Origin of the sequence: Massilia sp. Bi118 (assembly GCF_918697865.1) — a bacterium.
Classification (GTDB): Bacteria; Pseudomonadota; Gammaproteobacteria; order Burkholderiales; family Burkholderiaceae_D; genus Telluria.
The window spans coordinates 241,072-262,881 of the sequence record NZ_CAKKMV010000008.1 but is presented as its reverse complement, the minus strand read 5'-3'; the positions used below and the strand labels follow the sequence as shown (position 1 = coordinate 262,881).

Below are 21,810 nucleotides of genomic sequence, written 5' to 3'. Positions count from 1 at the left end.
AATCGGGGAATGGGTATCATGCATGCCTTACCACCCGAATAACAGGGCCCAGGTCCCATCTACAGGACGCACAATGTCTATCAAGATCAGTAGCCAGTTCGATGCTGGCGCCATCGATATCGTCAACGCCACGAGCGCCGGCGCCATCGACCTGAACATCCGCAAGGATTCGCACGCCGACATCACCCAGTGGTTCTACTTCCGCCTGCAGGGCGCGCAGGCCCAGCCCTGCACGATCCGCCTGCTCAACGCCGGCCAGTCGGCCTACCCGAAGGGCTGGGAAGACTACAACGCGATGGCGAGCTACGACCGCATCAACTGGTTCCGCGTGCCGACCAGCTTCGACGGCCAGGTGCTGACCATCGAGCACACCCCGGCCATGGACAGCGTCTACTACGCCTACTTCGAGCCGTATTCGTGGGAGCGCCACCTGGAGCTGCTGGACCGCGCCCAGCTGTCCGAGCAGGTGCGCATGGTCGACCTGGGTTCGACCGTCGACGGCCGCGACCTGAACATGCTCATCATCGGCGAACCGGCCGAGGGCAAGAAGAAGGTGTGGGTGATCGCACGCCAGCACCCGGGCGAGACCATGGCCGAATGGTTCGTCGAGGGCATGCTGGACGCCCTGCTCGACCCGGCCCATCCGTTCGGGCGTCAGCTGTTGAAAGAGACCGTGTTCTACGTGGTGCCGAACATGAACCCGGACGGCTCGGTGCGCGGCAACCTGCGCACGAATGCCGCCGGCGCCAACCTGAACCGCGAGTGGCTGAACCCGACCATGGAGCGCAGCCCGGAGGTCTTCCTGGTCAAGCAGAAGATGCATGAAACCGGCGTCGACATGTGCCTGGACGTGCACGGCGACGAAGGCCTGCCCTACGTGTTCGTGGCCGGCAGCGAATCCCTGCCGAACTTCACGGCGGAACAGGCCGCGGCCCAAAAGGCTTTCTCGGATGCCTTCATGATCGCCAGCCCGGACTTCCAGGACGTGCACGGCTACGGCGAAACGCCCTACAGCGAAGAAACGCTGACCATGGGCTCGCCGCACATCACCCACGCCTTCGGCTGCCTGTCGCTGACCCTCGAACTGCCGTTCAAGGACAACGCCAACGATCCGGATCCGCAGGTCGGCTGGGACGGCGCCCGCAGCGCCCGCCTTGGCGCCGCCGTGCTGCAGCCGGTGCTGCAAGCGGTCCGGGCGATCAAGTAAGCATCGGTATGCAATAAGCCCGTCCGGGAACAGTCTGCGCCGCCCCATGTCAAAAGCATGAGTGGCAGCCAGAAGCGGGGAACGGTATGGGCATTGTCTATCGGCCAGGTGAAAATCCGGAACGGGGAGCGCCTGCTCCCGCCGGACTGGCGCTGGGCGACTCCTGGTTCTGGCACGCCGAGCAGACCTTGCTGCAGGCGCTGGTCGAGCATCCGCGGGTAGCGCCCGAGCATGCGGCCATCCGCCTGCTCGGCTTCAACGGCGCGCGCCTGAACCAGTACATCGGCGATGGCCCGTATGCCGGCGTGATCCACATGGACCTGGCGCCGAACGCCCACTTCACCGAGTTCTATCTCGGCGGCTTCGCCAACGACGCGCTCGAGCACAGGCTGGCCCTGCGCGACGACTGCACCTCCGCGCCCGATCCGGCAGCTTGCTTTTCGCCCACCCGCCTCGACCTGATGCTGTACCACATCAGCGAAGGCCTGAACGGCATCATCCGCGCCATCCGCTGGGCCTATCGCAAGACGCACTGGCAGCAGCCGATCTTCCTGAACGGCTACGACTACCCGGTGCCCGACGGCCGCGGCTTCGTCGACAGCCATGGCGGCTGGATCACGACGGTGATGGACGACGCCAACGTCGACCCCGACCCGGCCTTCCGCACGCAAGTCATGAAGCACATGATCGACGCCGTCAACGACGAGGTGCTGGCGGAATTCCACTCGCCCCTCGAGCGTGTGTTCCACGTCGACAGCCGCGGCGTGCTGGCCACGGCCGCGCCGCAGTACATGGAGGATTGGGAAAACGAGGGCTATCCGACGCGCGAAGGTTTTGCCAAGATCCTCGAGCGGGCATGGTTTCCCATGCTTGCTCCGTTCGGCATCGTGAACCCGGCGTGCCTTACAGGAAGGTGAAGACCTGTTCCTCGGCCAGGCGCGACTTCGGCAGGCCGGCATTGAAATCGGTCTCGGCGTGGTAGCCGAAGCTCAGCATGACCAGGCTGGTCAGGCCGCGCTCGTGCAGGCCGAACTCGGCGTCCAGCACGGGCACGTCGATGCCTTCCATCGGCGTGGTGTCGACGCCCAGCCTGGCGGCGCCCAGCATGGCAGTGCCGAGGGCGATGTAGACCTGCTTTTCCAGCCACTGCGGCAGGTCTTTCTGGGTGTAGCGGTGCAGGTTGACGTAGCCCAGGCGGCCCTTGGCCTGGCCGGCTTTCGCGGCTTCGTCCTTGAAACGGCCGTCGCGCTGTTCCTGCTCGAGGATATTGTCCAGGTGCTGCTGGTCGGCGTCGGCGCGCACGCAGAACAGGATCACGTGCGAGGCATTGAGGATCTTCGGCTCGTTGTACGAGAAGCCGCCCTGCGCGCCCTTGGCCATGCGGGCCTTGGCTTCGGGCGTGCTGGCGACGATGAAGTGCCAGGGCTGCGAGTTGACCGAGGACGGGCTGTTGCGCAGCAGGCCGTAGATCTGCTGCATCAACTCGTCGGGGACGGTGCGGGTCGGGTCGTAGGCTTTGACGGTGTGGCGCTTGGTCGCGGCGGCAAGAATGTCCATGGATTCCTTTTATGTGCGATGCATAGATCGCACATTATTGCAGGAACCGGATTCAGCTGCCGGCGATGACCATCTTCTCGATCAGGATCGAACCGGTCGACTTGTTGCCACGCGTCAGCACATCACTACCGATCCCGACGATGGACTGGAACATGTCCTTCATGTTGCCGGCGATGGTGATCTCTTCGACCGGATACTGGATGACGCCGTTCTCGACCCAGTAGCCGGACGCGCCACGCGAATAGTCGCCGGTGACGTAGTTGGTGCCCTGCCCCATCAGTTCCGTCACCAAGAGGCCGGTGCCCATCTTGCGCAGCATGCCTTCGAAGTCGTCGGCGCGCCTGGTGTCCTTCGAGCTCATGGTCAGGTTGTGCGAACCGCCGGCGTTGCCGGTGGTCTGCATGCCCAGCTTGCGCGCCGTGTACGAGGACAGGAAATAGCCCTGCAGTACGCCATCGCTGACGACCTTGCGGGTCTGGGTGCGCACGCCTTCCTCGTCGAAGGGCGAGGAGCCGACCGCGCCGACGATGTGCGGGTCTTCCACGATATTGATGTGCGACGGGAAGATAGCCTGGCCGAGAGAATCCAGCAGGAAAGTCGACTTGCGGTAGAGCGCGCCGCCCGAGGTTGCCTGGACGAACGAACCGAGCAGGCCGGCGGCCAGCGGGGCTTCGAACAGCACCGGGCAGGTGCGGGTGTCGAGCTTGCGCGCGTTCAGGCGGGCCAGCGCGCGCTCGGCGGCATAGCGGCCGACTTTTTCGGGATCGGCCAGCTTGTTCGGGTCGCGCGCCGAGCTGTACCAGTCGTCGCGCTGCATCTTGTTGCCCTTGCCGGCGATCGGCGCCACCGACAGGGTGTGGCGCGAGAACGGGTAGCCGGCGCAGAAACCGAGGCTGTTGGCGGCCACGAAGTGCGACTGCTGCACGTAGACGCTGGCGCCTTCGCTGTTGGTGATGCGCTTGTCGACGCCGAAGGCGGCCGCTTCGCAGCGCTGGGCCAGCTGCACCGCGCCCGCGGCGTCGATGTCCCATGGGTAGCACAGGCGCAGGTCGCGCGGGTTCATTTCCAGCAGCTCGGCGTCCGGCAGGCCGGCGGCCGGGTCTTCGGCCGTGAAGCGGGCGATGTTGTAGGCCGCTTCCACGGTGGCGCGCAGCGAGGCGCTGGAGAAATCGGAGGTATTGGCATGGCCGCGGCGCTGGCCGCAGTAGACGGTCACGCCGATGCCCTTGTCCTTGTTCTGCTCGATGGTCTCGACCTGGCCCTTGCGCACCGTCACCGCCAGCCCGCTACCCTCGCTGATCTCGACCGCCGCATCGCTGGCGCCGGTTTCCTTGGCAATCGCCAGCACGTCCTGCGCGAGCTGCTTGAGCTGATCCTGGGAGTGGGTGAAGACGGTGTCGTTCATGTGCGTTTTTCGTAGCGAGCCCTAAAACAGTTATCATAGCAGCCGTTTACTGTTTTTACCGTCCAGACGTGCGTCTGACGAATCTAGATCATCATGCCAAATGCAAACCGCGGCGCTGTCGGCTTCCGCTCCGACGAGTTCGAACCCGAATACGATCGTCCCTCCAAGTCCGAACTGAAACGGCAGAGTAACGAGTTGCAGAAGCTCGGCGAAACGCTCATCGAAGCGCCGCGCGACCGCGTCAAGCGCGTGCCGATGCCGGACGAAGTCAAGGACGCGATCCTGATGGCCCAGACCATCAGCAACCACGAAGGCCGGCGCCGCCAGCTGCAATTCGTCGGCAAGCTGATGCGCACGCTGGACGAAGAGGAAGTCGCCGTCATCCAGCGCACCATCGAGAGCTGGAAGGGTACGTCGAAGGCCGAAGCCGCCGCCCTGCACGCGCTGGAGCGCCGCCGCGAGAAGCTGCTGGCCGACGACAAGGCCCTCACCCAGCTGCTGGAAGAACACCCGCAGCTGGACGTGCAGCACCTGCGCACCCTGATCCGCAACGCGCGCAAGGAGCAGGCCGAGAACAAGCCGCCCAAGGCTTACCGCGAGATCTTCCAGATCCTGAAGGACCTGGCCAAGCCGGTCAAAGCGGCGCCATCGGAAGACGAGGAAGGCGAGGACGCCGGCGATGAGTCTGGAGAATAAGGTGGATGAGCTGGTCGTCGGCCTGGTCTCGGTCTCGGACCGCGCCAGCGGCGGCGTCTATGAAGACAAAGGCATCCCGGCTTTACAGGAGTGGCTGCAAAAGACGCTGACCACCCCGTTCCGCGTCGAGACCCGCCTGATTCCCGATGACCGCGACGAGATCGAGAGCACGCTGATCGAGCTGGTCGACGATGTCCGCTGCCACCTGGTGCTGACCACCGGCGGCACCGGCCCGGCGCGGCGCGACGTCACGCCCGAGGCCACGCTGGCCATCGGCACGAAAGAGATGCCCGGCTTCGGCGAGCAGATGCGCCAGGTCAGCCTGCACTTCGTGCCGACCGCGATCCTGTCGCGCCAGGTCGCCGTGATCCGCGAAACGCCGGACCCCGCTTCTAATCATGCGGCCCTGGTCCTGAACCTGCCGGGCCAGCCGAAATCGATCAAGGAAACCCTCGAGGGCCTGAAGGATGCGGACGGCAAGACCGTCGTCGGCGGCATCTTCGCCGCGGTCCCCTACTGCATCGACCTGATCGGCGGCCCGTTCAGCGACACCAACCCGGACGTCTGCGTCGCCTGGCGTCCCAAAAAGAAGTAAGCCTCCAAGGATAAACGCATGAGCGAACTGCTCGACCACGTCACGATCGACACCGGCGACAACCCGGAAATCTCCGTCATCTGGCTGCACGGCCTGGGCGCCGACGGCAATGACTTCGTCCCCATCGTGCGCGAGCTGGACCTGGCCGGCCTGCCCGGCATCCGCTTCATCTTCCCGCATGCGCGCACCATCCCGGTCACCGTCAACGGCGGCTACGTGATGCGCGCCTGGTACGACATCACCGGCGCCGAACTCACGCGCCGCGAAGACGAGAACGGCCTGCGCGCCTCACAGAAGGAAGTCGAAGCCTTCATCGAACGCGAAAAGGCGCGCGGCATTCCGGCTTCGCGCATCGTGCTGGCCGGCTTCTCGCAGGGCTGCGCGATGACCATCCAGGCCGGCCTGCGCCACCCGGAACCGCTGGCCGGCATGCTCTGCCTGTCGGGCTACGTGCCGCTCTCAAGCAAGCTGGCGACGGAACGCACCCAGGAAAGCCTCAACACGCCGATCTTCATGGCCCACGGCCGCCACGACAACGTGGTGCCCTTCAACCGCGCGGAAGCATCGCGCGACCTGCTGATGTCGCTGGGCTACCAGGTCGAGTGGCACGAGTACACCATGCAGCACTCGGTGTGCCTGGAAGAGGTGCAGCACATGTCGGCATTCTTCAAACGTATTTTGGGGTAAGTTGCGATGGCAAAGAAGGAAGAACTCGACGAAGAGACGATGGCGCTGATTAACTGGTGCATCGAAGTCGAAAAACACCTGGTGGCCGGCGGCGCCACCCAGAAGCAGGCGCAGGAACACATCGAAGAGAACGTGGAGTGGTTCACCGACATGTTCTACGATGAGTTGACGCCGGAGCAGGCGGCCAAGGAAGCGCTGGCCTGATCCGGCTTGCAAGGCCTACCGGCTACGCGGCCGGCGGCGCCTTGGCCGCGCATTGCGGCGAATTGGCCGCCGCCCATTCTGCGGCCGTCTTCACCGCGTCCTCGACCGGCGCGTCCTGCGCTGCCGGATGCATCGCCGGGATACCTCCCTGATAGACCGGACCATCGCCCAGCGCATAGCGCGAGGTGGTCAGCACCAGCATCGACCCATCCGCCAACGGATAACTGCCGTTCGCCGTCGACTTGCCGAACGAGGTGCTGCCGAAGGTCTGCACCCGCTCCTCGCCCAGCAGCGCCACCAGCAGCATCTCGCCGGCGCTGGCCGCGCGTTTACCCACCACCACTGCCAGCGGGCCGCTGCCGAAGCGGGCCAGCGGATTGACGCGCTCCGGCGCATATTGCCGGTCCATTTCCTGCAGCCTGGCGGGGCTGACGAAGGACGTGCGCTTGCCGTCGCGGTCCACCCATTTCGCCGTGTTGGCGGCGCCGAACAGCGGATACATGGCCACGAAGGGCGGCCAGGCGTTGCCGCCCGTCTGTTCGCTCAGATCGACCACGAGGGCGCAGGCGCCGGCGATGTCGGGACGTGCGGCCGCCTCGTCGTAGAAGCGTTTCAGGTACGGCGCCATGACGCCCATGCCGCCGCCGACCATGGCCGGCGGCGTCCAGCGCAACACCGTGCCCTGCCTGGTCGTGAGCAGCTTGAAGGTGGGCGGCGGCAGGTCTGCCAGTGCGCCCGCCGAACGCGGCGCATGCAGGCTCTGGCCCGCAGGGATGATGAAGGAATGCCTGTTCGTGTCCAGGGTGCCGAGCAGCTTGCCGATGCGCCCGTACAGGTCCTTCCGGACGATCTCGGCGGGCTGGCCATCGAATGCCGCCAGCAGCTCGGCCTTGGCCTGCGCGTACTCGGACTGCTGGCGCGGGTACAGGCCGCGGCTCTCGACCAGTTCGACGGTCTTGTCCACGACCTGGTGCGCCAGTGCGGCAGGCATCGTATCGGCCGGCTTGTCGACTGCCTCCTTATCCTCGGCGTAGGCGACGGCGCCAGCGGTAAACGATGCGGCGCAACCGGCCGCGATCAAGACCTTGCGGATCATGCCTGACTCCTTGCTATGGCGACGCCACCCGGCGACACCAGCAAGTCTGACAAAAAACCTTTCAGGAAAATGCGCGCATTCTCACCGCAGGCGCCCTACGCCGGCAGCGGAACCGCGCTCGACGCCGGCGCCTCCGTCTGCGCCGTATTCATCACCATCGCCAGGAAGGTGTAGTAGCCGTTCACGCCCATCAAATCGACCACACCCTGCTCGCCGAACAGCGCCAGGGCGTCGTTGTAGACGCGGTCGGAGACGCGTTTGTCGCGGTGCAGCTCGAGGCAGAAATCGTAGACCACGGATTCGTCGACCAGCATCGCGGCCGGGCGCTGACGCCGCGCGATGGCGCCGATCACGTCGGCGGTGATGCCGACCTGCTGCGCAATCGGGACGTGGATCGCCCACTCGACCTGCTGGTCCCATTCGCGCGCGGTGACGAGAATGGCCAGCTCGGACAGCCGTACGCCGATGGCGCTGCGGTAGCGCAGATATTCGCCGAGGCGCTGCGCATAGCCCATCAGCTCGGGACTGCGCAGCAGCGGCACGAAGGGGCCATACAGGGCGCCGCGCGGCCCGTTGACGATCTCCTGGGCCGCTTCGCGCTGGGCGGCGGTCCATTCGGCTTCGGGAATCGGGCGTAGGCGGTCGGTCATGGCGGTTCAAATAATGTCCAGAAAGAAAATATTCGCACGGCTCCCGGCAAAAATCAAAAGAATCCTGGCGCTAAGCGTTTATTGTCAATCGTCAACTTTTCGAAGGAGATTCTCCATGAGCTGCATCCTTCACCGCAGCCTGCGCCAGACGCCGCCCGTGGCGGTTGGCGGCGACGGCATCTGCCTGCGCGACAGCCAGGGCAAGACTTATATCGACGCGAGCGGCGGCGCGGCCGTGTCTTCGCTCGGGCATGGCCACCCGGACGTGATCGCCGCCATGCACGCGCAGATCGACCGCTGCGCCTATGCGCACACGGCCTTCTTCACCACCGAGGTGGCGGAGCAGTTGGCCGACCGCCTGGTGGCGCGCGCACCGGCGGGCATCGGCGGGGTCTACCTGGTGTCGGGCGGCTCGGAAGCGATGGAGACCGCGCTCAAGCTGGCGCGCCAGTACTTCGTCGAAGGCGGCGAGGAGCAGCGCTCGCTGTTCATCGCGCGCCGCCAGAGCTACCACGGCAACACGCTGGGCGCGCTGGCGGTAGGCGGCAACGAATGGCGCCGCAAGCCCTTCGCGCCGCTGCTGATGGACGTGCCGCGCGTGGCGCCCTGCTACGAATACCGCGACCGCCTGGAAGGCCAGACCACGGCCAAGTACACCGCCATGCTACTGGACGAGCTGGAAGCGACGATCCTGCTGGCCGGACCGGAGCGCGTGATCGGCTTCTGCGCGGAGCCGGTGGTGGGCGCCACCGGCGGCGCGATCCCGCCGACGCCGGACTACTTCCGCGGCGTGCGCGCGCTGTGCGACAAATACGGCATCCTGTTCATCGCCGACGAAGTCATGTGCGGCATGGGACGCACCGGCACCATGTTCGCGATCGAGCAGGACGGCGTGGCGCCGGACCTGATTGCAGTGGCCAAGGGGCTGGGCGCGGGCTATGCGCCGATCGGCGCGGTGCTGGCCAACGGCGCCATCATCGAGCGCCTGCGCAGCGGCAGCGGGACCTTCCTGCATGGGCACACCTACATCGGCCATCCAGTGGCGGCGGCCGCCGCGCTGGCGGTGCAGGACGTGATCGAGCGCGACGATCTGCTGGTGCAGGTGCAGAAGCGCGGCGCCACCCTGCGGCGCATGCTGGGCGACGTCTTCGCCAGCCATCCGCATGTGGGCGACATCCGCGGCCGCGGTCTGTTCCTGGCGCTGGAACTGGTGCGCGACCGCGCCACCAAAGAGCCCTTCGCCCCGGAGCTGAAGCTGCACGCGGCGATCAAGGCGAAAGCGATGGAATGCGGTCTGATGGTGTACCCGATGGGCGGTACCATCGACGGCCGCAGTGGCGACCACGTGCTGCTGGCGCCGCCCTTCATCGTCAGCGCGGCGCAGTTGTCGGAGATCGTGACGCGGCTGGATGATGCTCTCAAGGCCGCGCTGAAGGGCCTCTGACGTCATTCCCGCGCAGGCGGGAATCCAAGTGCGCAGGTCATGCGTAAAACTTGGGTTCCCGCCTGCGCGGGAACGACGAGCCGTTACTTCGAAAACGCCACCACTTCCTGCTGCTGCTCACCCAAACCGGCAATCCCCAAACGCAGCTTGTCCCCCTTCTTCAGGAAACGCTGCGGCGTGCGCCCCAGGCCCACGCCCGGCGGGGTGCCGGTGCTGATGATGTCGCCCGGCTCGAGGGTCATAAAGCGCGACAGGTAGCTGACGATCTGCGCCACCGTGAAGATCATATTCGAGGTGTTCCCGGTCTGCATGCGCTTGCCGTTCAGTTCCAGGTAGAGGTCGAGGTCCTGCACGTCGAAGATCTCGTCCTTCGTCACCAGGAAGGGGCCGACCGGGCCGAAGGTGTCGCAGCCCTTGCCCTTGTCCCACTGCGAACCCATCTCGAACTGGAAGGCGCGCTCGGAGACGTCGTTGACCACGCAGTAGCCGGCCACGTACTTCATGGCATCCGCTTCGCTGACGTATTGCGCGCGTTCGCCGATGACGACGCCCAGCTCGACTTCCCAGTCGGTCTTCTTCGAGCCTTGCGGCAGGCGGATGCCGTCGTCCGGACCGGTCAGGCAACTGGTGGCCTTCATGAACATGATCGGCTCCTTCGGAATCGGCGCGCCCACCTCGGCCGCGTGGTCCGAGTAGTTCATGCCGATGCCGATGAATTTGCCGACGCCCTTGACCGGCACGCCGAAGCGCGGCTCGCCGCGCACGATGGGCAGGGTCTTCCAGTCGACCTTGGCCAGCTTGCGCAGCGCCTTTTCCGACAGCACCGAGGCGTCGATATCGTCGACGATGCCGGCCAGCGAGCGCAGGCGGCCTTCTTCGTCGAACAGGCCGGGCTTTTCCTTACCGGGGCGACCGTAACGTACCAATCTCATATTCTTCCTTCTGTGCGAGTAAAGCGATCCCGCATTTTACCGGACGCCGCCGGCGAAGGAAGTCGAGGTAGTAACGGATCAGGCCAGGCACCTGCAGCAGCACCAGCACGCCGAAGGCCACGCGGTAGGCCTGCGCCGGGTAGTGGCCGGCCAGGTCGGGACGCCAGAGCCCGACCACCTGGCCGAAGCCGGCCTGCACCAGGAAGGCGCCGATGAAGATCAGCAGGTTCAGGCAGGTCGCGGCGCGCCCGGTCAGCTCGCGCGGCAGGCTTTGCGCCACGATCGCGTATTCGATGCCGGTGATGGTGCCCACCAGCGTGAACAGCACCGACAGGGTCTGCAGGCTGGGCTTGTAGCCGATCACGAGGAGTGACTGCACGATCACGAACAGCGCCACGCCGACCGCCGCCACGTCCAGCGCCCGGATCCCGCGCCGCCCCGCCCACTCGGTGATCATGCCGACCGCGATCGCGCCGAAGATCACCGAGGCCATGCCCATGTAGAGCAGGTAGGCCACCGCGCTTTCGGGAAAGCGCGCGACGTCGGACAGCCAGCGGCCTATCCACAGGCCCTGGATGCCGAAGAAGACCGCATGCGGCAGCAGCACCAGCGAGATCGTGGTGCGGAAAGCCGGCGTGCGGTAGACGTCGAGCACCGAGCGCACGGTCGGCGTCTTGCCGCCCAACGGCTTCGAACGCGGACTCACCAGCCAGATCAACAGGCCCGAGCAGGCCGACAGGACGGCCAGCAGGATGAACAGGCCGCGCCAGTCGGTGTGCTGCAGCAGCGCGCGCACCGGCATGGTGCTCGATGCCGCGCCCAGCCCACCGACCGCGATCAGGTAACCCTGCACCGAGGGCAGCTTCTTCGGCGAGATCCAGGTCGAAATCGCCTTCACCGCGGACATGAAACAGCCGCCCAGGCCGAAGCCGATGATAGCGCGCGCCACCACCAGCTGGGTGAAGCTCTGGCCGTAGGCGAACAGCAGCGCGCCGCAGGCCGCCATCAGCATCAGGTAGAGCTGCACCTTGCGCGGGCCGTAGCGGTCGAGCGCGATCCCGACCGGCAGCTGGACCAGCGCGAACGCGAAGAAGAAGGCGCTGGTGAGCAATCCGAGCTGGCCGGGCGTGAGCGCCAGCGCGCCGACCAGCTGCGGGGCCAGCACGGCGTTCACGTTGCGCAGCAGGGAAGACAGGTAGTGTCCCAGCGCGAACGGCAGGAACACGTAGAAAAAAACCGCCACGCCGGAGAGGCGTGGCGCGCTTTGGTCAGCATCCATCGTCGGCGTCCATGATAGTGAGCGCTCAGCCAAAGCTCATGCGGCGTCGGGCTGCGAATCGCTGGCGCGGCGGTCGCGCGGCGCCTGGACGATCGGGATCACGCGCCCGGCCGGTACATGGAAATCGGCGTCCCCACTGTCGGCGTCGGCCTCGAAGAAGAATTTCTTGCGGCCGAAGGCGGGCTTCAGGTGATCCAGCCAGGTGGCGTCCGGGTCGTACTTTGCAAAGAAGGGACGGCGCACCCATTCCGGATTGCGGGCCTGCAGGAACTGCAGCGCGAACAGCTTTTCGCCGTTGATGGTGACCACGCCGTCGATCACGACCTTGCCCGGGAAGGCGCTCATCGACGGTCCGCGCACGGTGCGCGACAGACCGGACACCATGCTGTAGGCGGACTGGAAGATCTCGTGGGCGCGCGCCAGCGGCAGCGAGAAGTACTCGCGCGGCCCGGTGTCGCGCTCGACGAACATATAGTACGGGATCGCCCCCAGGCGCACGCCGGTGGTCCACAGCTCGGCCCAGCTGTGCGGGTCTTCGTTGATGTGGCGGATCAGCGGGCCCTGCATGCGCAGCGTGGCGCCGGTGCCGACGATGCGCTTGACGGCCTGCTGGGCGATGCCGCTGCGCAGTTCGACCGCATGGTTGTAGTGGCCCATGATGGCCAGGTTCTTGCCGGCCTTGACCACTCTCTCGAAGAGGCGCAGCAGGTCGTCGCTGTCCTTGTCCGACACGTAGCGCTGCGGCCAGTAGGCCACCGACTTGGTGCCGATGCGGATGTTCTGGATATGGGCCAGCTCCGGCGCCAGCAGAGGCTCGATGAATTCGGTCAGCGAGCGCGTATTCATGATCATCGGATCGCCGCCGGTGATCAGGACGTCGGTCACGTCCGGGTGGGTCGCCAGGTAGGACACCAGCTCGGTGCATTCGCGGGCGTCGAACTTCATGTCGTCCATGCCGACGAATTGCGGCCAGCGGAAGCAGAAGGTGCAATAGGCGTGGCAGGTCTGGCCCGCACTCGGGAAGAACAGCACCGTCTCCTTGTACTTGTGCTGCAGGCCCTTGAGCGGTGCGTCGTTCACGCGCGGCACGTTGTGGGTCATCTGGCCGGCCGGGTGCGGGTTCATGCGCATGCGGATCTCGTGCACCAGCTTCGCGATCGCGGCGTCGTCTTTCTTGTACAGCACCAGGTCGCGCAGCTGCTCGTACTCCTTGGCCGGCAGCATGTCGCGGTGCGGGAAGGTCAGGCGGTAGATCGGATCGTCCGGGATGCGGTTCCAGTCGATCAGTTGTTCCATCACGTATTCGTTGGTGCGGAAAGGCAGGACATGCGATACCACCTGGACCGCTTCCTGCAGGTCCGGGCTCATCCATTGCCACTGGCGCGCGGTGGCGATCGACTGACGGGTATATGGCTTGAATTTCGCTGGCAGGGCATCTGGCGTGGTCACAGGAGTTCTCCATGGAGAAGAAAGGTTGACGTAGGGAACCGAAATTGCCGGCAGGAACTGATGGTAGACAGTGCCCTGCGACCCTGAGTTGCCACGAATCAAGTCTAATCCGACACCCTGTCGGAATATGGCTAAGCACTGTGGAAAATCAGTCCTCGATTTGCGCCGCCACATCGGCCAGTGCTTGCGTTAAGACAATTCCACAGAGGTAGGCAGGGCGTAGAGTACTAAATGCAATTTGGCAACTTTCAGGCCATTCACTTCGAAAGGACATCCCATGAAGCTGCTCGCTACCGCAACCGCCCTGTGCCTGATCTCCGCCGCCGCACTGGCCAATGAACCGACCGAGAAAGACGCCATCGCCATGGCCGAGCGCGGCGCCGCCATGGTCAAGGCCAAGGGCAAGGAAGAGGTCATGAAACGCATCAGCGCCAAGGACCCGGATTTCGTCCAGGGCTCGCTCTACATCGACATGCGCGACGTCAAGACCGGCATAGTGCTGGCCCATCCCTACAACCCCTCGATCGTCGGCAAGGACCTGACCGACGTCCCCGATGCCAACGGCAAGAAGTACCGTCGCGAGATCATCGAGCTGGCCGCCGCCAAGGGCAAGGGCTGGGTCGACTACCAGTACAAGAACCCGACCAGCGGCAAGATCGAGCCGAAGACCACTTATATCCTCCTGGTCGACGGTGTCGTCCTCGAAGCAGGCCTGTACAAGAAATAACGCGTCCAGATAGCGCCCGACAAGGAGTAGACCATGCTGAAAAAACTGCGGATCGGTCCCAAGCTGCTGCTGGCCCCCGGACTGGTGCTGGTGCTGCTGCTGATGCTGTCGGGCGCTGCGTATTACGGGATGGTGCGCCAGAGCGCATCGCTGGAAAACATGGTGCAGGTGCGGGCGGCGCGCCTGCAGAACACGGCCGACGTGGCCGGCGACGCCAAGTACGTCCACGCCAACGCCTACCAGCTGCTGGCCTGGATCAACGGCAGCTTTGCCAGGAACCGGCTCGACGCCCTGATCGCCGACATCGGCCGCCGCCATGCTTCGCTCAAGACCCAGCTGGGCGAGCTGGCCAAGGTCAGCAGCGGCGCCGAACGCAAGCCGGTCGACGCCTCGCTGGCGGCGCTGGCGGCCTACGTCAAGGCAGTGCAGGAGACCATCGAGATGGCCCAGGTCGACCAGTCGATCGCGACCAACTCGATGCAGAAGGCGGAAAAGGAATTCGGCACCCTGAACCAGCAACTGGGCCAATTGGCCGCGCTGGAAAAGAGCCTCAGCGAAGAGGCTTATGCCGCCGCGCGCGAGGAATTCCACAGCCTGGGCAAGACCATGGCCTTCCTGGTGCTGCTGTCGATCGCCGTGTCGATCGTCGTGACCGTGCGGGTGCGGCGCGCCATGCTGGGCGATATCGGCGCGATCTCCACGGTGGTGGACGAACTGGCCGCCGGCCGCCTCTCGGCCAGCGTCAGGAACGAGGGCCGCGACGAGATCGCCGGCGTCTCGCGCGCGCTCGATCACACCATCGCCACGCTCAACCAGACCCTGCGCAGCGTGCTCGATTCGGTGCGCTCGATCGACACCGCCTCGAAGGAGATCGCCAGCGGCAACCTGGACCTGTCGACCCGCACCGAACTGCAGGCCGGCTCGCTGCAGCAGACCGCCAGCGCCATGGAGACGCTGACCACGGCCGTCAAGGACAACGCCAACAATGCGCGCCTGGCCACCGAGCTGGCGGCCGAGGCGGCGCGGCTGGCGTCCAGCGGCGGCGAATCGGTCGAGCGCGCGGTGGCAACCATGGAATCGATCCGCGCCAGCTCGCGCAAGATCGTCGACATCATCGGCGTCATCGACGGCATCTCCTTCCAGACCAACCTGCTGGCCCTGAACGCGGCGGTGGAAGCGGCGCGCGCCGGCGAACAGGGACGCGGCTTCGCGGTGGTCGCCAGCGAGGTACGCACCCTGGCCCAGCGCTCGGCCTCGGCGGCCAAGGAGATCAAGGCCCTGATTGCCGATTCGGTCGCCATCATCGACAGCGGCAATGCTTCGGTCCACGAGGCCGGCGCCAGCATGGGCAGCGTGGTGGCCTCGGTGCAGCAGGTGAACGACATCATCAACCGCATCAGCGCCGCCAGCACCGAGCAGGCGGACGGCATCGCCGACGTCAACCGCGCGGTCGGCCAGATGGACGACATGACCCAGCAGAACGCGGCCCTGGTCGAGGAAGCCGCGGCGGCGGCGGCCAGCCTGCACGAGCAGACCGTCAACCTGGCGCGCGCGGTATCGGTCTTCAAGATCGAAGGCGTCGAGCAGGCCTGCGACGTTGGCGGCGAAGAGCAGGACGACGAGGAATTCGCGCGGGTCGACCGGCGCGCGCCCGGCAGCGCGATGCGCGGCCAGCGCCCGGTGCTGGAGCATCGCACTCCTTCAAGGAAGCGCGCTTAAGGGAACTTCTTGCTGACGTAGCGGGAATGCTTCAAGCCAAAGCGCCACGGCACATCGATCGCCTTCGAGATGCCGATGCGCGGCCCGGTCACCACCTCGATTCCCTCCGGCGCAGCCACCAGCTCGAACGGCGGCTGCGCCAGCGAAGTGCCGTTCTGCGCCCGCGTCACGCCCAGCGCCTGGGTCAGCTTGCCCGGCCCGGAGCAGAGCAGCCACTCGTCAGTCGTGCCGCGTCGCTCGCGCATCTGCTCCAGCCCGGTGACCGGCTCCAGCGCGCGGAGCAGGACCCCGGCGCCATGCCCCTCTTCGCGGCAGACGAAGTTCAGGCACCAGTGGATGCCGTAGGAGCGGTAGACGTAGGCGTGAGCGGGCGGCCCGAACATCGCGAAGTTGCGGTCGGTGGGGCCGGAATAGCTGTGCGAGGCCGGATCCTCGCCGTCGTAAGCTTCGGTTTCGACGATCCGGCCGCCGACGCCGTTGAACAGCACGGTCACGCCGATCAGCTGGCGCGCCACCAGGTGCGACGGGGCGGAGAAATCGATACCGGCAAGAATGGTAGAAGACATGTAACAATCTTATAACGGCTGCGGCCGGCAAGTCGCACAGTCAGCGCATCGATTGTAAAAAGCACAACTGTCCGATTTGCTACACAAAGTGAATACTTTGGTGCAACTTGATCTGCACTGGTTTATAGTGACGAGCTTTGCACATATTTCCGTGCAGCATTGTTTCCCCTCCCTGCCATGAGTACTGCATCCGCCCTGGCGCGTCCGAGCACCGCCGAGGATCCCGTCGACGCCCTGATGAAGTCGATCCGCATCCCGCCGCGTCCGAGCCTGCTGGCGGACCTGCAGCGCGAACTGTCGTCGGACGATCCGAGCCTCGACGCCATCGGCCGCATCGTTGCCAGCGACGTCGGCATGTCGGGCGCCCTGCTGAAGCTGGCCAATTCGTCCATCTACGGCGGGCGGCGCAAGGCCAAGTCGATCGAGCAGGCCATCCTCTTCCTCGGCATTAACCAGGTCGCTTCGCTGATGACAGGCCTGCTGGCGCGCCAGGCGATCCCGGCCAACAGCGCGGCCCTGGCCAGCTTCTGGGACGTCTCGACGCGCCGCGCGCAAGCGATGGTATTCCTGTCGCGCCGCCTGCGCATCGGCGAGGCGGACGTGGCCCACACTTTCGGCCTGTTCTGCGATACCGGCGTGCCCCTGCTGATGGACCGCTTTGCCGACTACGACGCCACCTACGCCGCCGCCTCGCTCGAAGCGGAACGCCCGTTCACGGCGCTGGAGGAAGAACGCCATTCGACCTCGCACGCGGCGATCGGCTGCCTGCTGGCGCGCAACTGGGGCCTGTCGGACCACGTGGCCTGGGCCATCCTGCACCACCACGACTACACGGTGCTGGAAGACGCCAACACGGCCGGCGCGGTGCGCTCGCTGGTGGCGCTGTCGCTGCTGGCGGAAGCCGCGATCAGCAAGTACCAGGGCCATGGCGAATCGCTCGAATGGAACAAGGGCGGCGCGCGCGCCTGCACCTATCTGGGCCTGTCGGAGGAAGAAACCGCCGAGCTGCTCGACGAGCTGCACGAAGCCTTCCACGAAGAGGATTAAGAGCGTCTTTACATCTCCTCCGCACCGGCAGATACTGAAAGAAAAAGTTCACCGGACACGGAGGAAAAGATGAGACACCTCGTAGCGATCCTGCTGGTCTTGCTGGCCGGCTGCGCCGGCACGCCGAAGCTGCCCCCCACCCCCGACCTGTACAGCGACGCTTCCTTCAAGCCGCCCTCGAAGCCGGTCAGCACGGCCGAGCTGTTCACGCTCAGCCCGGAAATGCGCGATTACCTGCACAGCGCGGCGTTCAATACCTACCTGCGCAACCGGGGCCAGGAATACGGGCTGCTCGAGGCCCTCTACAACGGCGGCAAGACCGGCCTGAAACTCGACTACGACGCCACCTATACCCGCAACGCGGCCGAGACTTACCGCGACCGCGCCGGCAATTGCATGTCGCTGGTGATCATGACGGCCGCCTTCGCCAAGGAACTCGGCATGCGGGTGCAGTACCAGAGCGTCACCCTCGACGAGAGCTGGAGCCGCAACGGCGGCCTGTACCTGCTCAGCGGCCACGTGAACCTGGTGCTGGGCTTCCGCATCCCCAACCAGCCCTATGCCACTGATCCGGAGCGTGCGCTGGTGGTCGACTTCCTGCCCGACCCGCGCGCCGACAAGCGCTACACGCAGCAGCTGGAAGAGGAAGAGATCGTCATGATGTACCAGAACAACCGCGCCGCCGAAGCCCTGGTCGAAGGCAAGATCGACGATGCCTACTGGTGGGCGCGGGCAGCGACGGGCAGCAATCCGCGCACCGCGCTGGCCTACAATACCCTGGGTGTGATCTATGAACGCCATGGCGACCTGTCCATGGCCGAGCGCGCCTACCGCGCCGCCCTGATGCGCGAGCCGGAAAGCGTCATCGCGCTGCGCAACATCGAACCGGTGCTGATGGCGCTGGGTAAAACGGAAGAAGCGAAGACGATCGCGCAGCGCGTCGCCAAGATCGAGCCGGTCGCGCCCTTCCAATATTTCAACAAGGGCGTCACAGCCTACCAGCGGGGGGAGTTCAGCGAGGCGCGGGACTTGTTCGCGCGCGAGGTGAAACGCGCGCCCTACTACGACGAATTCCACTTCTGGCTGGCGGCGAGCCTGATCCAGCTCGGCGAGTTCAAGGAAGCCCGCGAAGAGCTGACCCTTGCCGCGGACACCAGCACAAAGAAAGACACCCGCAACATCTACAACGCCAAGCTGGCCCACCTGCGCCAGCTCGGCATGCGCTGAGCTACCGGGCTTTGTTACGCCCTCTTAGTGGCGGCGCGGCCGCGGCGCCGGTTTCGGCATGCCGTGTTTTTCCAAGTGGCGGAAGGTGATACGCCCCTTGTTCAAATCATACGGCGACATTTCCAGCGTGACGCGGTCGCCGGCGATGATGCGGATGTGATTCCGCTTCATCCGGCCGGAGGTGTACGCGACCAGCTGGTGGCCATTCTCGAGATCCACGCGGAAGCGCATTTCCGGCAGCACTTCAGTCACTTTGCCATGCATTTCAATCAGGTCTTCTTTCATCTCGTGTCCTTTTCATGAATCGTTAACGCCAATGCCCAATCCCAGGCATTGCTGACGCAGCGCCTGGGGCGGTTGACAGGGTCGAAGTCGGGAAAAACGGCTCCGGCTGCAGTGTCGAGCCGTAGGGAGATTGGGGGATGGAACCGATATGGGGACGTTGCGCGAAAAAAAAAGGGCAAATGCCCTTTTCTTCGCTTGCCGTGCTGCTTGCCGTGCGATCAGCGGCGGCCGCGGAAGTTCGAGCGGGGTGCGGGCGCGCCGCGCTTCTCGATGTGACGGAAGGTGATGCGGCCCTTGCTGAGGTCATACGGGGACAGCTCCAGGCTGACCTGGTCGCCGGCGAGGATGCGGATGTGATTCTTTTTCATCTTGCCCGCAGTGTAGGCGATCAGCTTGTGGCCATTTTCGCAGTCCACACGAAAACGCGAATCCGGCAGGACCTCGGAGACAACGCCATTCATTTCGATGAGTTCTTCTTTTGCCATCTGCATACTCCAGTTCGGTAGGATGGTTGAAAAAAAAAGCCCGCTCACTGCGGGCTTCGTTTCAATGTGACGCCAATGCCTTAATCGCCGCTCCAGCCCCTGCTATCTGCAGGGTGCGGAGCCCGGACGCCGAGGCTATCTGCCAGGTGCATCCATCGTGTAAACCGACCAACGTATGTGGAATGACATCCCCGCCCGGTTTGCTCGCTTGCGGCATTACACATGTCGCGCTGCGTACCTTACACAGGGAACGGCAGGACCATCGAGACCTGACCGCATACGCAGTGTAACACGCTTCCTTGTGCGGCGCACAAACAGCTTCAGAACAGTTGCCCGGTGATCACAGGCCTTAGGCTGTGGTCGACGAGCCGGCGCCACACTTCCAGCTTCTGCTCGAAGTTCATCGCCATGTGCGCAGGCGAGGACGAAGGCAGCACCACGCTGCGGTAGCCGGCCTGTTCGAATTGCGGCGCGAACTTGCCCGAGGCCTGGCCGTTGAAGCCGACCGTCTCCAGTTCAGGACACAGGTGGCGCAGGCGCTCGAAATCGTTGGCGGCCGGCTTGCGGATCGAGGAATCGAGGCTGCCTTCGCGCTCGCAGGCGGCCAGCACGTCCCACAGGCCGAAGCGATGTGTAAGTAAGCGCGGCAGGCGTTCGTTGTAGGGCAGGTTGTAGAGGTCTTCGCCAACCAGCTCTCCAACCAGTTTCCAGAACTGATTGCGCGGGTGGGCGTAGTACTGCTGGGCGGCCAGCGATTGGGCGCCGGGGAAGCTGCCGAGGATCAGGATGCGGGTATCGGGGGCGATGACCGGGGCCAGGCCGGTGAGGAGGGAGCTGGGTTCGAGGTCGGAGGTCGGCATGCGGCGATTGTAGCGGCCAGGCGAAAAAAACGGCGGCACGCTCGCACATGCCGCCGCAAAGGGCTTTCCCAAAACTACCCACTCACTTCATTCATTTGCTCGCCAGCGCCACCGCACTTGCGGGCGACGACGAAGGCGCCGCATCCCAGCCGCCGCCCAGCGCGCGGATCAGCGCCACCGTGGTGACCGCACGGTCGCCGCGCAGCTGCACCGCGGTGCGCTCCACGGAAGCCAGGTTGCGCTGCGCATCCAGCAGCTCCAGGTAGCTCGATCGGCCGGCGTCGTACAGCTTCTGCGCCAGGTCGGCCGAGCGCCGCGCCGAGACCACGGCCGCCTCGACTTCCGCACCCTGCTCCGCCAGCACGCGCAGTCCGGCCAGGTTGTCCTCGACTTCGGCAAAGGCCACCAGCACGCTCTGGCGGTAGCTGCCCACCGCTTCTTCCAGCGCGGCTTCGCTGCGCACCACGTTGCTGCGGTTGCGGCCGCCGTCGATCAGCGGCATGGCCAGGGTCGCGCCCAGTAGCCAGGAGCGGCTGCTCCACTTGAAGACGTCGCCGAAGGTGCCGGCCACGCCGCCGCCGTTGGCGCCGATGCTCAGCGCCGGGAACATGGCGGAGCGCGCCACGCCGATGCGGGCATTGGCTGCTTCCATCGTGCGCTGGGCGCCGGCGATGTCGGGGCGGCGCTCCAGCAGGCTCGATGGCAGGCCGGTCGGGATCAGCGGCAGGCTGGCGTTCGCTTCCAGCGGGTCGCTGGCGGCGCCGAAGTTCGAGGCCGGCTGGCCCAGCAGCACAGCCAGCGCGTGTTCCGCAGTGGCGCGCCGGCGCTGCAGGCCGATCGCTTCGGCGCGCGCGGTGGACAGCTCCGTCTTCGCCCGCGACAGGTCGAATTCGCCGATGTCGCCCAGCTCGAAACGGCGACCGGTGACGCGCACGCTCTCTTCGCGCAGGCGCACGGTCTGGTTCACCGTGGCGATTTCGGCATCCAGGGCGCGCAGCCGGAAGTAGGTCTGGGCGACGTCGGCCTGCAGCGACAGCAGCACCGAGCGGTAAGTCGCCTCGACGGCGCCGGCATCGCCGCGCGCCGCCGCCACATTGCTCGACACGCGGCCGAACAGATCGAGCTCGTAGCTGGCGCTGAGGCTGGCCTTGTAGCTCGTCACCGGCGACATGCGCGTCCCCGGTGCCACGCCCGCCTCCAGCGGCGACAACTGCCCGCGCTGGGCGCCGACGCCGGCCCCGATCTGCGGAATGCGGTCCGCTTCGGCGATGCCGGCGATGGCCCGCGCCTGTTTTACACGCGCGGCAGCCACCGTCAGGTTCTGGTTGCTGGCCGTGGCCTGGGCGATCAGGCCGTCCAGGCGGGTGTCGTTGAAGGCTTTCCACCATTCGCCGCGCGGCTGGCTTTCAGCCGGCTGGGCGGTCTTCCAGGTGGTGCCGTCGGCGGCGCTGCGCACGACTTCGGGCGATGCAGCCGGCGTCGCCACCATCGCCTCCTTGAAGGCCGCCGGCGTCGATACCGAAGGCTGGTGGAAGGCCGGCGCCGCGCAGGCGCTCAGCAGCAGGGCCGCCAGCACGGTGGCGAAGCGCGGTGCGAATTTCGCGACGGTCTTCACCACCGGCTGCGCCAGCGTGCGGCGCGACGGCTTCGCCAGGGCTTCATCGAGGGCCCGATCCCAAGCCTGTTCGGCTTG

The 21,810-nt window shown here is 65.7% G+C and carries 23 protein-coding genes; 11 read left to right on the top strand and 12 right to left on the bottom strand.

What is annotated here, in order from left to right; genetic code table 11:
• Positions 1 to 73: 73 nt before the first annotated feature.
• A complete protein-coding gene (locus LQV39_RS14255; protein ID WP_230026778.1) occupies positions 74 to 1,207 on the top strand; it encodes a M14-type cytosolic carboxypeptidase in 1,134 nt (377 codons plus the stop codon).
• An 86-nt stretch (positions 1,208 to 1,293) separates the two neighbouring features.
• Positions 1,294 to 2,124, top strand: coding sequence for a hypothetical protein (locus tag LQV39_RS14250; protein WP_230026777.1), 831 nt, complete (start codon positions 1,294 to 1,296; stop codon positions 2,122 to 2,124).
• Here LQV39_RS14250 and nfsB read toward each other — a convergent pair.
• Both nfsB and pmbA read right to left on the bottom strand, forming a co-directional pair.
• Entirely contained in the window at positions 2,111 to 2,764 is a 654-nt protein-coding gene (nfsB, locus tag LQV39_RS14245; RefSeq protein WP_230026776.1) for an oxygen-insensitive NAD(P)H nitroreductase, read from the bottom strand. The two genes, LQV39_RS14250 and nfsB, sit on opposite strands and share 14 nt — an antisense overlap.
• Before the next feature lie 52 nt (positions 2,765 to 2,816).
• Positions 2,817 to 4,169, bottom strand: coding sequence for a metalloprotease PmbA (pmbA, locus tag LQV39_RS14240; RefSeq protein ID WP_230026775.1), 1,353 nt, complete (start codon positions 4,167 to 4,169; stop codon positions 2,817 to 2,819).
• Positions 4,170 to 4,262: 93 nt separating this feature from the next.
• On the opposite strand from pmbA, the gene yjgA reads away from it, so the two are divergent.
• Genes yjgA through LQV39_RS14220 form a run of 4 tightly spaced genes read left to right on the top strand, consistent with a single transcriptional unit; the run spans position 4,263 to position 6,351 of the window.
• Positions 4,263 to 4,865, top strand: coding sequence for a ribosome biogenesis factor YjgA (gene yjgA / locus LQV39_RS14235; protein ID WP_230026774.1), 603 nt, complete (start codon positions 4,263 to 4,265; stop codon positions 4,863 to 4,865).
• The gene (gene mog / locus LQV39_RS14230; protein ID WP_230026773.1) at positions 4,849 to 5,460 is read left to right on the top strand and encodes a molybdopterin adenylyltransferase; all 612 of its coding nucleotides are present in this window, start codon (positions 4,849 to 4,851) and stop codon (positions 5,458 to 5,460) included. Before yjgA ends, mog begins: the two co-directional genes overlap by 17 nt.
• A gap of 18 nt (positions 5,461 to 5,478) precedes the next feature.
• Positions 5,479 to 6,147: an alpha/beta hydrolase gene (locus LQV39_RS14225; protein WP_230026772.1), complete on the top strand. Its 669-nt coding sequence runs from the start codon at positions 5,479 to 5,481 to the stop codon at positions 6,145 to 6,147.
• Between the two features lie 6 nt (positions 6,148 to 6,153).
• On the top strand, positions 6,154 to 6,351 hold the full coding sequence (locus tag LQV39_RS14220) for a hypothetical protein (RefSeq protein WP_230026771.1): 198 nt from the start codon (positions 6,154 to 6,156) through the stop codon (positions 6,349 to 6,351).
• Between the two features lie 22 nt (positions 6,352 to 6,373).
• Here LQV39_RS14220 and LQV39_RS14215 read toward each other — a convergent pair whose 3' ends face one another.
• Positions 6,374 to 7,447, bottom strand: a complete 1,074-nt coding sequence (locus tag LQV39_RS14215; RefSeq protein WP_230026770.1) for a S41 family peptidase — start codon at positions 7,445 to 7,447, stop codon at positions 6,374 to 6,376.
• Between the two features lie 95 nt (positions 7,448 to 7,542).
• Positions 7,543 to 8,097, bottom strand: coding sequence for a carboxymuconolactone decarboxylase family protein (locus LQV39_RS14210; RefSeq protein ID WP_230026769.1), 555 nt, complete (start codon positions 8,095 to 8,097; stop codon positions 7,543 to 7,545).
• A gap of 115 nt (positions 8,098 to 8,212) precedes the next feature.
• Here LQV39_RS14210 and LQV39_RS14205 point away from each other — a divergent pair, with 115 nt between their 5' ends.
• Positions 8,213 to 9,541, top strand: coding sequence for an aspartate aminotransferase family protein (locus LQV39_RS14205; RefSeq protein WP_230026768.1), 1,329 nt, complete (start codon positions 8,213 to 8,215; stop codon positions 9,539 to 9,541).
• 83 nt (positions 9,542 to 9,624) lie between these two features.
• Here the strand turns inward: LQV39_RS14205 and LQV39_RS14200 are convergent, their stop codons facing one another.
• The 3 genes from LQV39_RS14200 to LQV39_RS14190 are packed head-to-tail and all read right to left on the bottom strand — an operon-like array spanning position 9,625 to position 13,201.
• Positions 9,625 to 10,473, bottom strand: coding sequence for a fumarylacetoacetate hydrolase family protein (locus LQV39_RS14200; RefSeq protein WP_230026767.1), 849 nt, complete (start codon positions 10,471 to 10,473; stop codon positions 9,625 to 9,627).
• The gene (locus tag LQV39_RS14195) at positions 10,442 to 11,752 is read right to left on the bottom strand and encodes an MFS transporter (protein WP_230026766.1); all 1,311 of its coding nucleotides are present in this window, start codon (positions 11,750 to 11,752) and stop codon (positions 10,442 to 10,444) included. The genes LQV39_RS14200 and LQV39_RS14195 overlap by 32 nt, the downstream gene beginning before the upstream one ends.
• 36 nt (positions 11,753 to 11,788) lie before the next feature.
• Positions 11,789 to 13,201, bottom strand: a complete 1,413-nt coding sequence (locus LQV39_RS14190) for a KamA family radical SAM protein (RefSeq protein ID WP_230026765.1) — start codon at positions 13,199 to 13,201, stop codon at positions 11,789 to 11,791.
• A 277-nt stretch (positions 13,202 to 13,478) separates the two neighbouring features.
• On the opposite strand from LQV39_RS14190, the gene LQV39_RS14185 reads away from it, so the two are divergent.
• Both LQV39_RS14185 and LQV39_RS14180 read left to right on the top strand, forming a co-directional pair.
• Positions 13,479 to 13,928 carry a cache domain-containing protein gene (locus tag LQV39_RS14185; protein WP_230026764.1) on the top strand — a complete coding sequence of 150 codons (450 nt, stop codon included), beginning with the start codon at positions 13,479 to 13,481 and terminating at the stop codon, positions 13,926 to 13,928.
• A 33-nt stretch (positions 13,929 to 13,961) separates the two neighbouring features.
• On the top strand, positions 13,962 to 15,647 hold the full coding sequence (locus LQV39_RS14180) for a methyl-accepting chemotaxis protein (RefSeq protein WP_230026763.1): 1,686 nt from the start codon (positions 13,962 to 13,964) through the stop codon (positions 15,645 to 15,647).
• Here the strand turns inward: LQV39_RS14180 and LQV39_RS14175 are convergent.
• Positions 15,644 to 16,213 carry a DNA-3-methyladenine glycosylase gene (locus LQV39_RS14175; protein ID WP_230026762.1) on the bottom strand — a complete coding sequence of 190 codons (570 nt, stop codon included), beginning with the start codon at positions 16,211 to 16,213 and terminating at the stop codon, positions 15,644 to 15,646. The genes LQV39_RS14180 and LQV39_RS14175 overlap by 4 nt on opposite strands.
• Before the next feature lie 177 nt (positions 16,214 to 16,390).
• Between LQV39_RS14175 and LQV39_RS14170 the strand changes: the two genes are divergently transcribed.
• Together LQV39_RS14170 and LQV39_RS14165 are read left to right on the top strand one after the other, a co-directional pair.
• Positions 16,391 to 17,260 carry an HDOD domain-containing protein gene (locus tag LQV39_RS14170; protein WP_230026761.1) on the top strand — a complete coding sequence of 290 codons (870 nt, stop codon included), beginning with the start codon at positions 16,391 to 16,393 and terminating at the stop codon, positions 17,258 to 17,260.
• Positions 17,261 to 17,329: 69 nt separating this feature from the next.
• A complete protein-coding gene (locus LQV39_RS14165; protein ID WP_230026760.1) occupies positions 17,330 to 18,487 on the top strand; it encodes a tetratricopeptide repeat protein in 1,158 nt (385 codons plus the stop codon).
• A 24-nt stretch (positions 18,488 to 18,511) separates the two neighbouring features.
• Here the strand turns inward: LQV39_RS14165 and infA (LQV39_RS14160) are convergent, their stop codons facing one another.
• The 4 genes from infA (LQV39_RS14160) to LQV39_RS14145 all read right to left on the bottom strand — a co-directional run bounded on the left by infA (LQV39_RS14160) (position 18,512) and on the right by LQV39_RS14145 (position 21,732).
• Entirely contained in the window at positions 18,512 to 18,772 is a 261-nt protein-coding gene (infA, locus tag LQV39_RS14160; protein WP_230026759.1) for a translation initiation factor IF-1, read from the bottom strand.
• Between the two features lie 218 nt (positions 18,773 to 18,990).
• Positions 18,991 to 19,257: a translation initiation factor IF-1 gene (gene infA, locus LQV39_RS14155; RefSeq protein WP_230026758.1), complete on the bottom strand. Its 267-nt coding sequence runs from the start codon at positions 19,255 to 19,257 to the stop codon at positions 18,991 to 18,993.
• A 320-nt stretch (positions 19,258 to 19,577) separates the two neighbouring features.
• On the bottom strand, positions 19,578 to 20,117 hold the full coding sequence (locus LQV39_RS14150; protein ID WP_230026757.1) for a DNA-deoxyinosine glycosylase: 540 nt from the start codon (positions 20,115 to 20,117) through the stop codon (positions 19,578 to 19,580).
• Between the two features lie 91 nt (positions 20,118 to 20,208).
• Positions 20,209 to 21,732: an efflux transporter outer membrane subunit gene (locus LQV39_RS14145; RefSeq protein WP_374199431.1), complete on the bottom strand. Its 1,524-nt coding sequence runs from the start codon at positions 21,730 to 21,732 to the stop codon at positions 20,209 to 20,211.
• Between the last annotated feature and the right edge of the window lie 78 nt (positions 21,733 to 21,810).

Excerpts from the sequence above, each read along its gene's own strand:
- LQV39_RS14255 (WP_230026778.1), top strand. The coding sequence starts at position 74 with ATGTCTATCAAGATCAGTAGCCAGTTCGATGCTGGCGCCATCGATATC.
- LQV39_RS14250 (WP_230026777.1), top strand. The coding sequence starts at position 1,294 with ATGGGCATTGTCTATCGGCCAGGTGAAAATCCGGAACGGGGAGCGCCT.
- nfsB (WP_230026776.1), bottom strand. The coding sequence starts at position 2,764 with ATGGACATTCTTGCCGCCGCGACCAAGCGCCACACCGTCAAAGCCTAC.
- pmbA (WP_230026775.1), bottom strand. The coding sequence starts at position 4,169 with ATGAACGACACCGTCTTCACCCACTCCCAGGATCAGCTCAAGCAGCTC.
- yjgA (WP_230026774.1), top strand. The coding sequence starts at position 4,263 with ATGCCAAATGCAAACCGCGGCGCTGTCGGCTTCCGCTCCGACGAGTTC.
- mog (WP_230026773.1), top strand. The coding sequence starts at position 4,849 with ATGAGTCTGGAGAATAAGGTGGATGAGCTGGTCGTCGGCCTGGTCTCG.
- LQV39_RS14225 (WP_230026772.1), top strand. The coding sequence starts at position 5,479 with ATGAGCGAACTGCTCGACCACGTCACGATCGACACCGGCGACAACCCG.
- LQV39_RS14220 (WP_230026771.1), top strand. The coding sequence starts at position 6,154 with ATGGCAAAGAAGGAAGAACTCGACGAAGAGACGATGGCGCTGATTAAC.
- LQV39_RS14215 (WP_230026770.1), bottom strand. The coding sequence starts at position 7,447 with ATGATCCGCAAGGTCTTGATCGCGGCCGGTTGCGCCGCATCGTTTACC.
- LQV39_RS14210 (WP_230026769.1), bottom strand. The coding sequence starts at position 8,097 with ATGACCGACCGCCTACGCCCGATTCCCGAAGCCGAATGGACCGCCGCC.
- LQV39_RS14205 (WP_230026768.1), top strand. The coding sequence starts at position 8,213 with ATGAGCTGCATCCTTCACCGCAGCCTGCGCCAGACGCCGCCCGTGGCG.
- LQV39_RS14200 (WP_230026767.1), bottom strand. The coding sequence starts at position 10,473 with ATGAGATTGGTACGTTACGGTCGCCCCGGTAAGGAAAAGCCCGGCCTG.
- LQV39_RS14195 (WP_230026766.1), bottom strand. The coding sequence starts at position 11,752 with ATGGATGCTGACCAAAGCGCGCCACGCCTCTCCGGCGTGGCGGTTTTT.
- LQV39_RS14185 (WP_230026764.1), top strand. The coding sequence starts at position 13,479 with ATGAAGCTGCTCGCTACCGCAACCGCCCTGTGCCTGATCTCCGCCGCC.
- LQV39_RS14180 (WP_230026763.1), top strand. The coding sequence starts at position 13,962 with ATGCTGAAAAAACTGCGGATCGGTCCCAAGCTGCTGCTGGCCCCCGGA.
- LQV39_RS14175 (WP_230026762.1), bottom strand. The coding sequence starts at position 16,213 with ATGTCTTCTACCATTCTTGCCGGTATCGATTTCTCCGCCCCGTCGCAC.
- LQV39_RS14170 (WP_230026761.1), top strand. The coding sequence starts at position 16,391 with ATGAGTACTGCATCCGCCCTGGCGCGTCCGAGCACCGCCGAGGATCCC.
- LQV39_RS14165 (WP_230026760.1), top strand. The coding sequence starts at position 17,330 with ATGAGACACCTCGTAGCGATCCTGCTGGTCTTGCTGGCCGGCTGCGCC.
- infA (WP_230026759.1), bottom strand. The coding sequence starts at position 18,772 with ATGAAAGAAGACCTGATTGAAATGCATGGCAAAGTGACTGAAGTGCTG.
- infA (WP_230026758.1), bottom strand. The coding sequence starts at position 19,257 with ATGGCAAAAGAAGAACTCATCGAAATGAATGGCGTTGTCTCCGAGGTC.
- LQV39_RS14150 (WP_230026757.1), bottom strand. The coding sequence starts at position 20,117 with ATGCCGACCTCCGACCTCGAACCCAGCTCCCTCCTCACCGGCCTGGCC.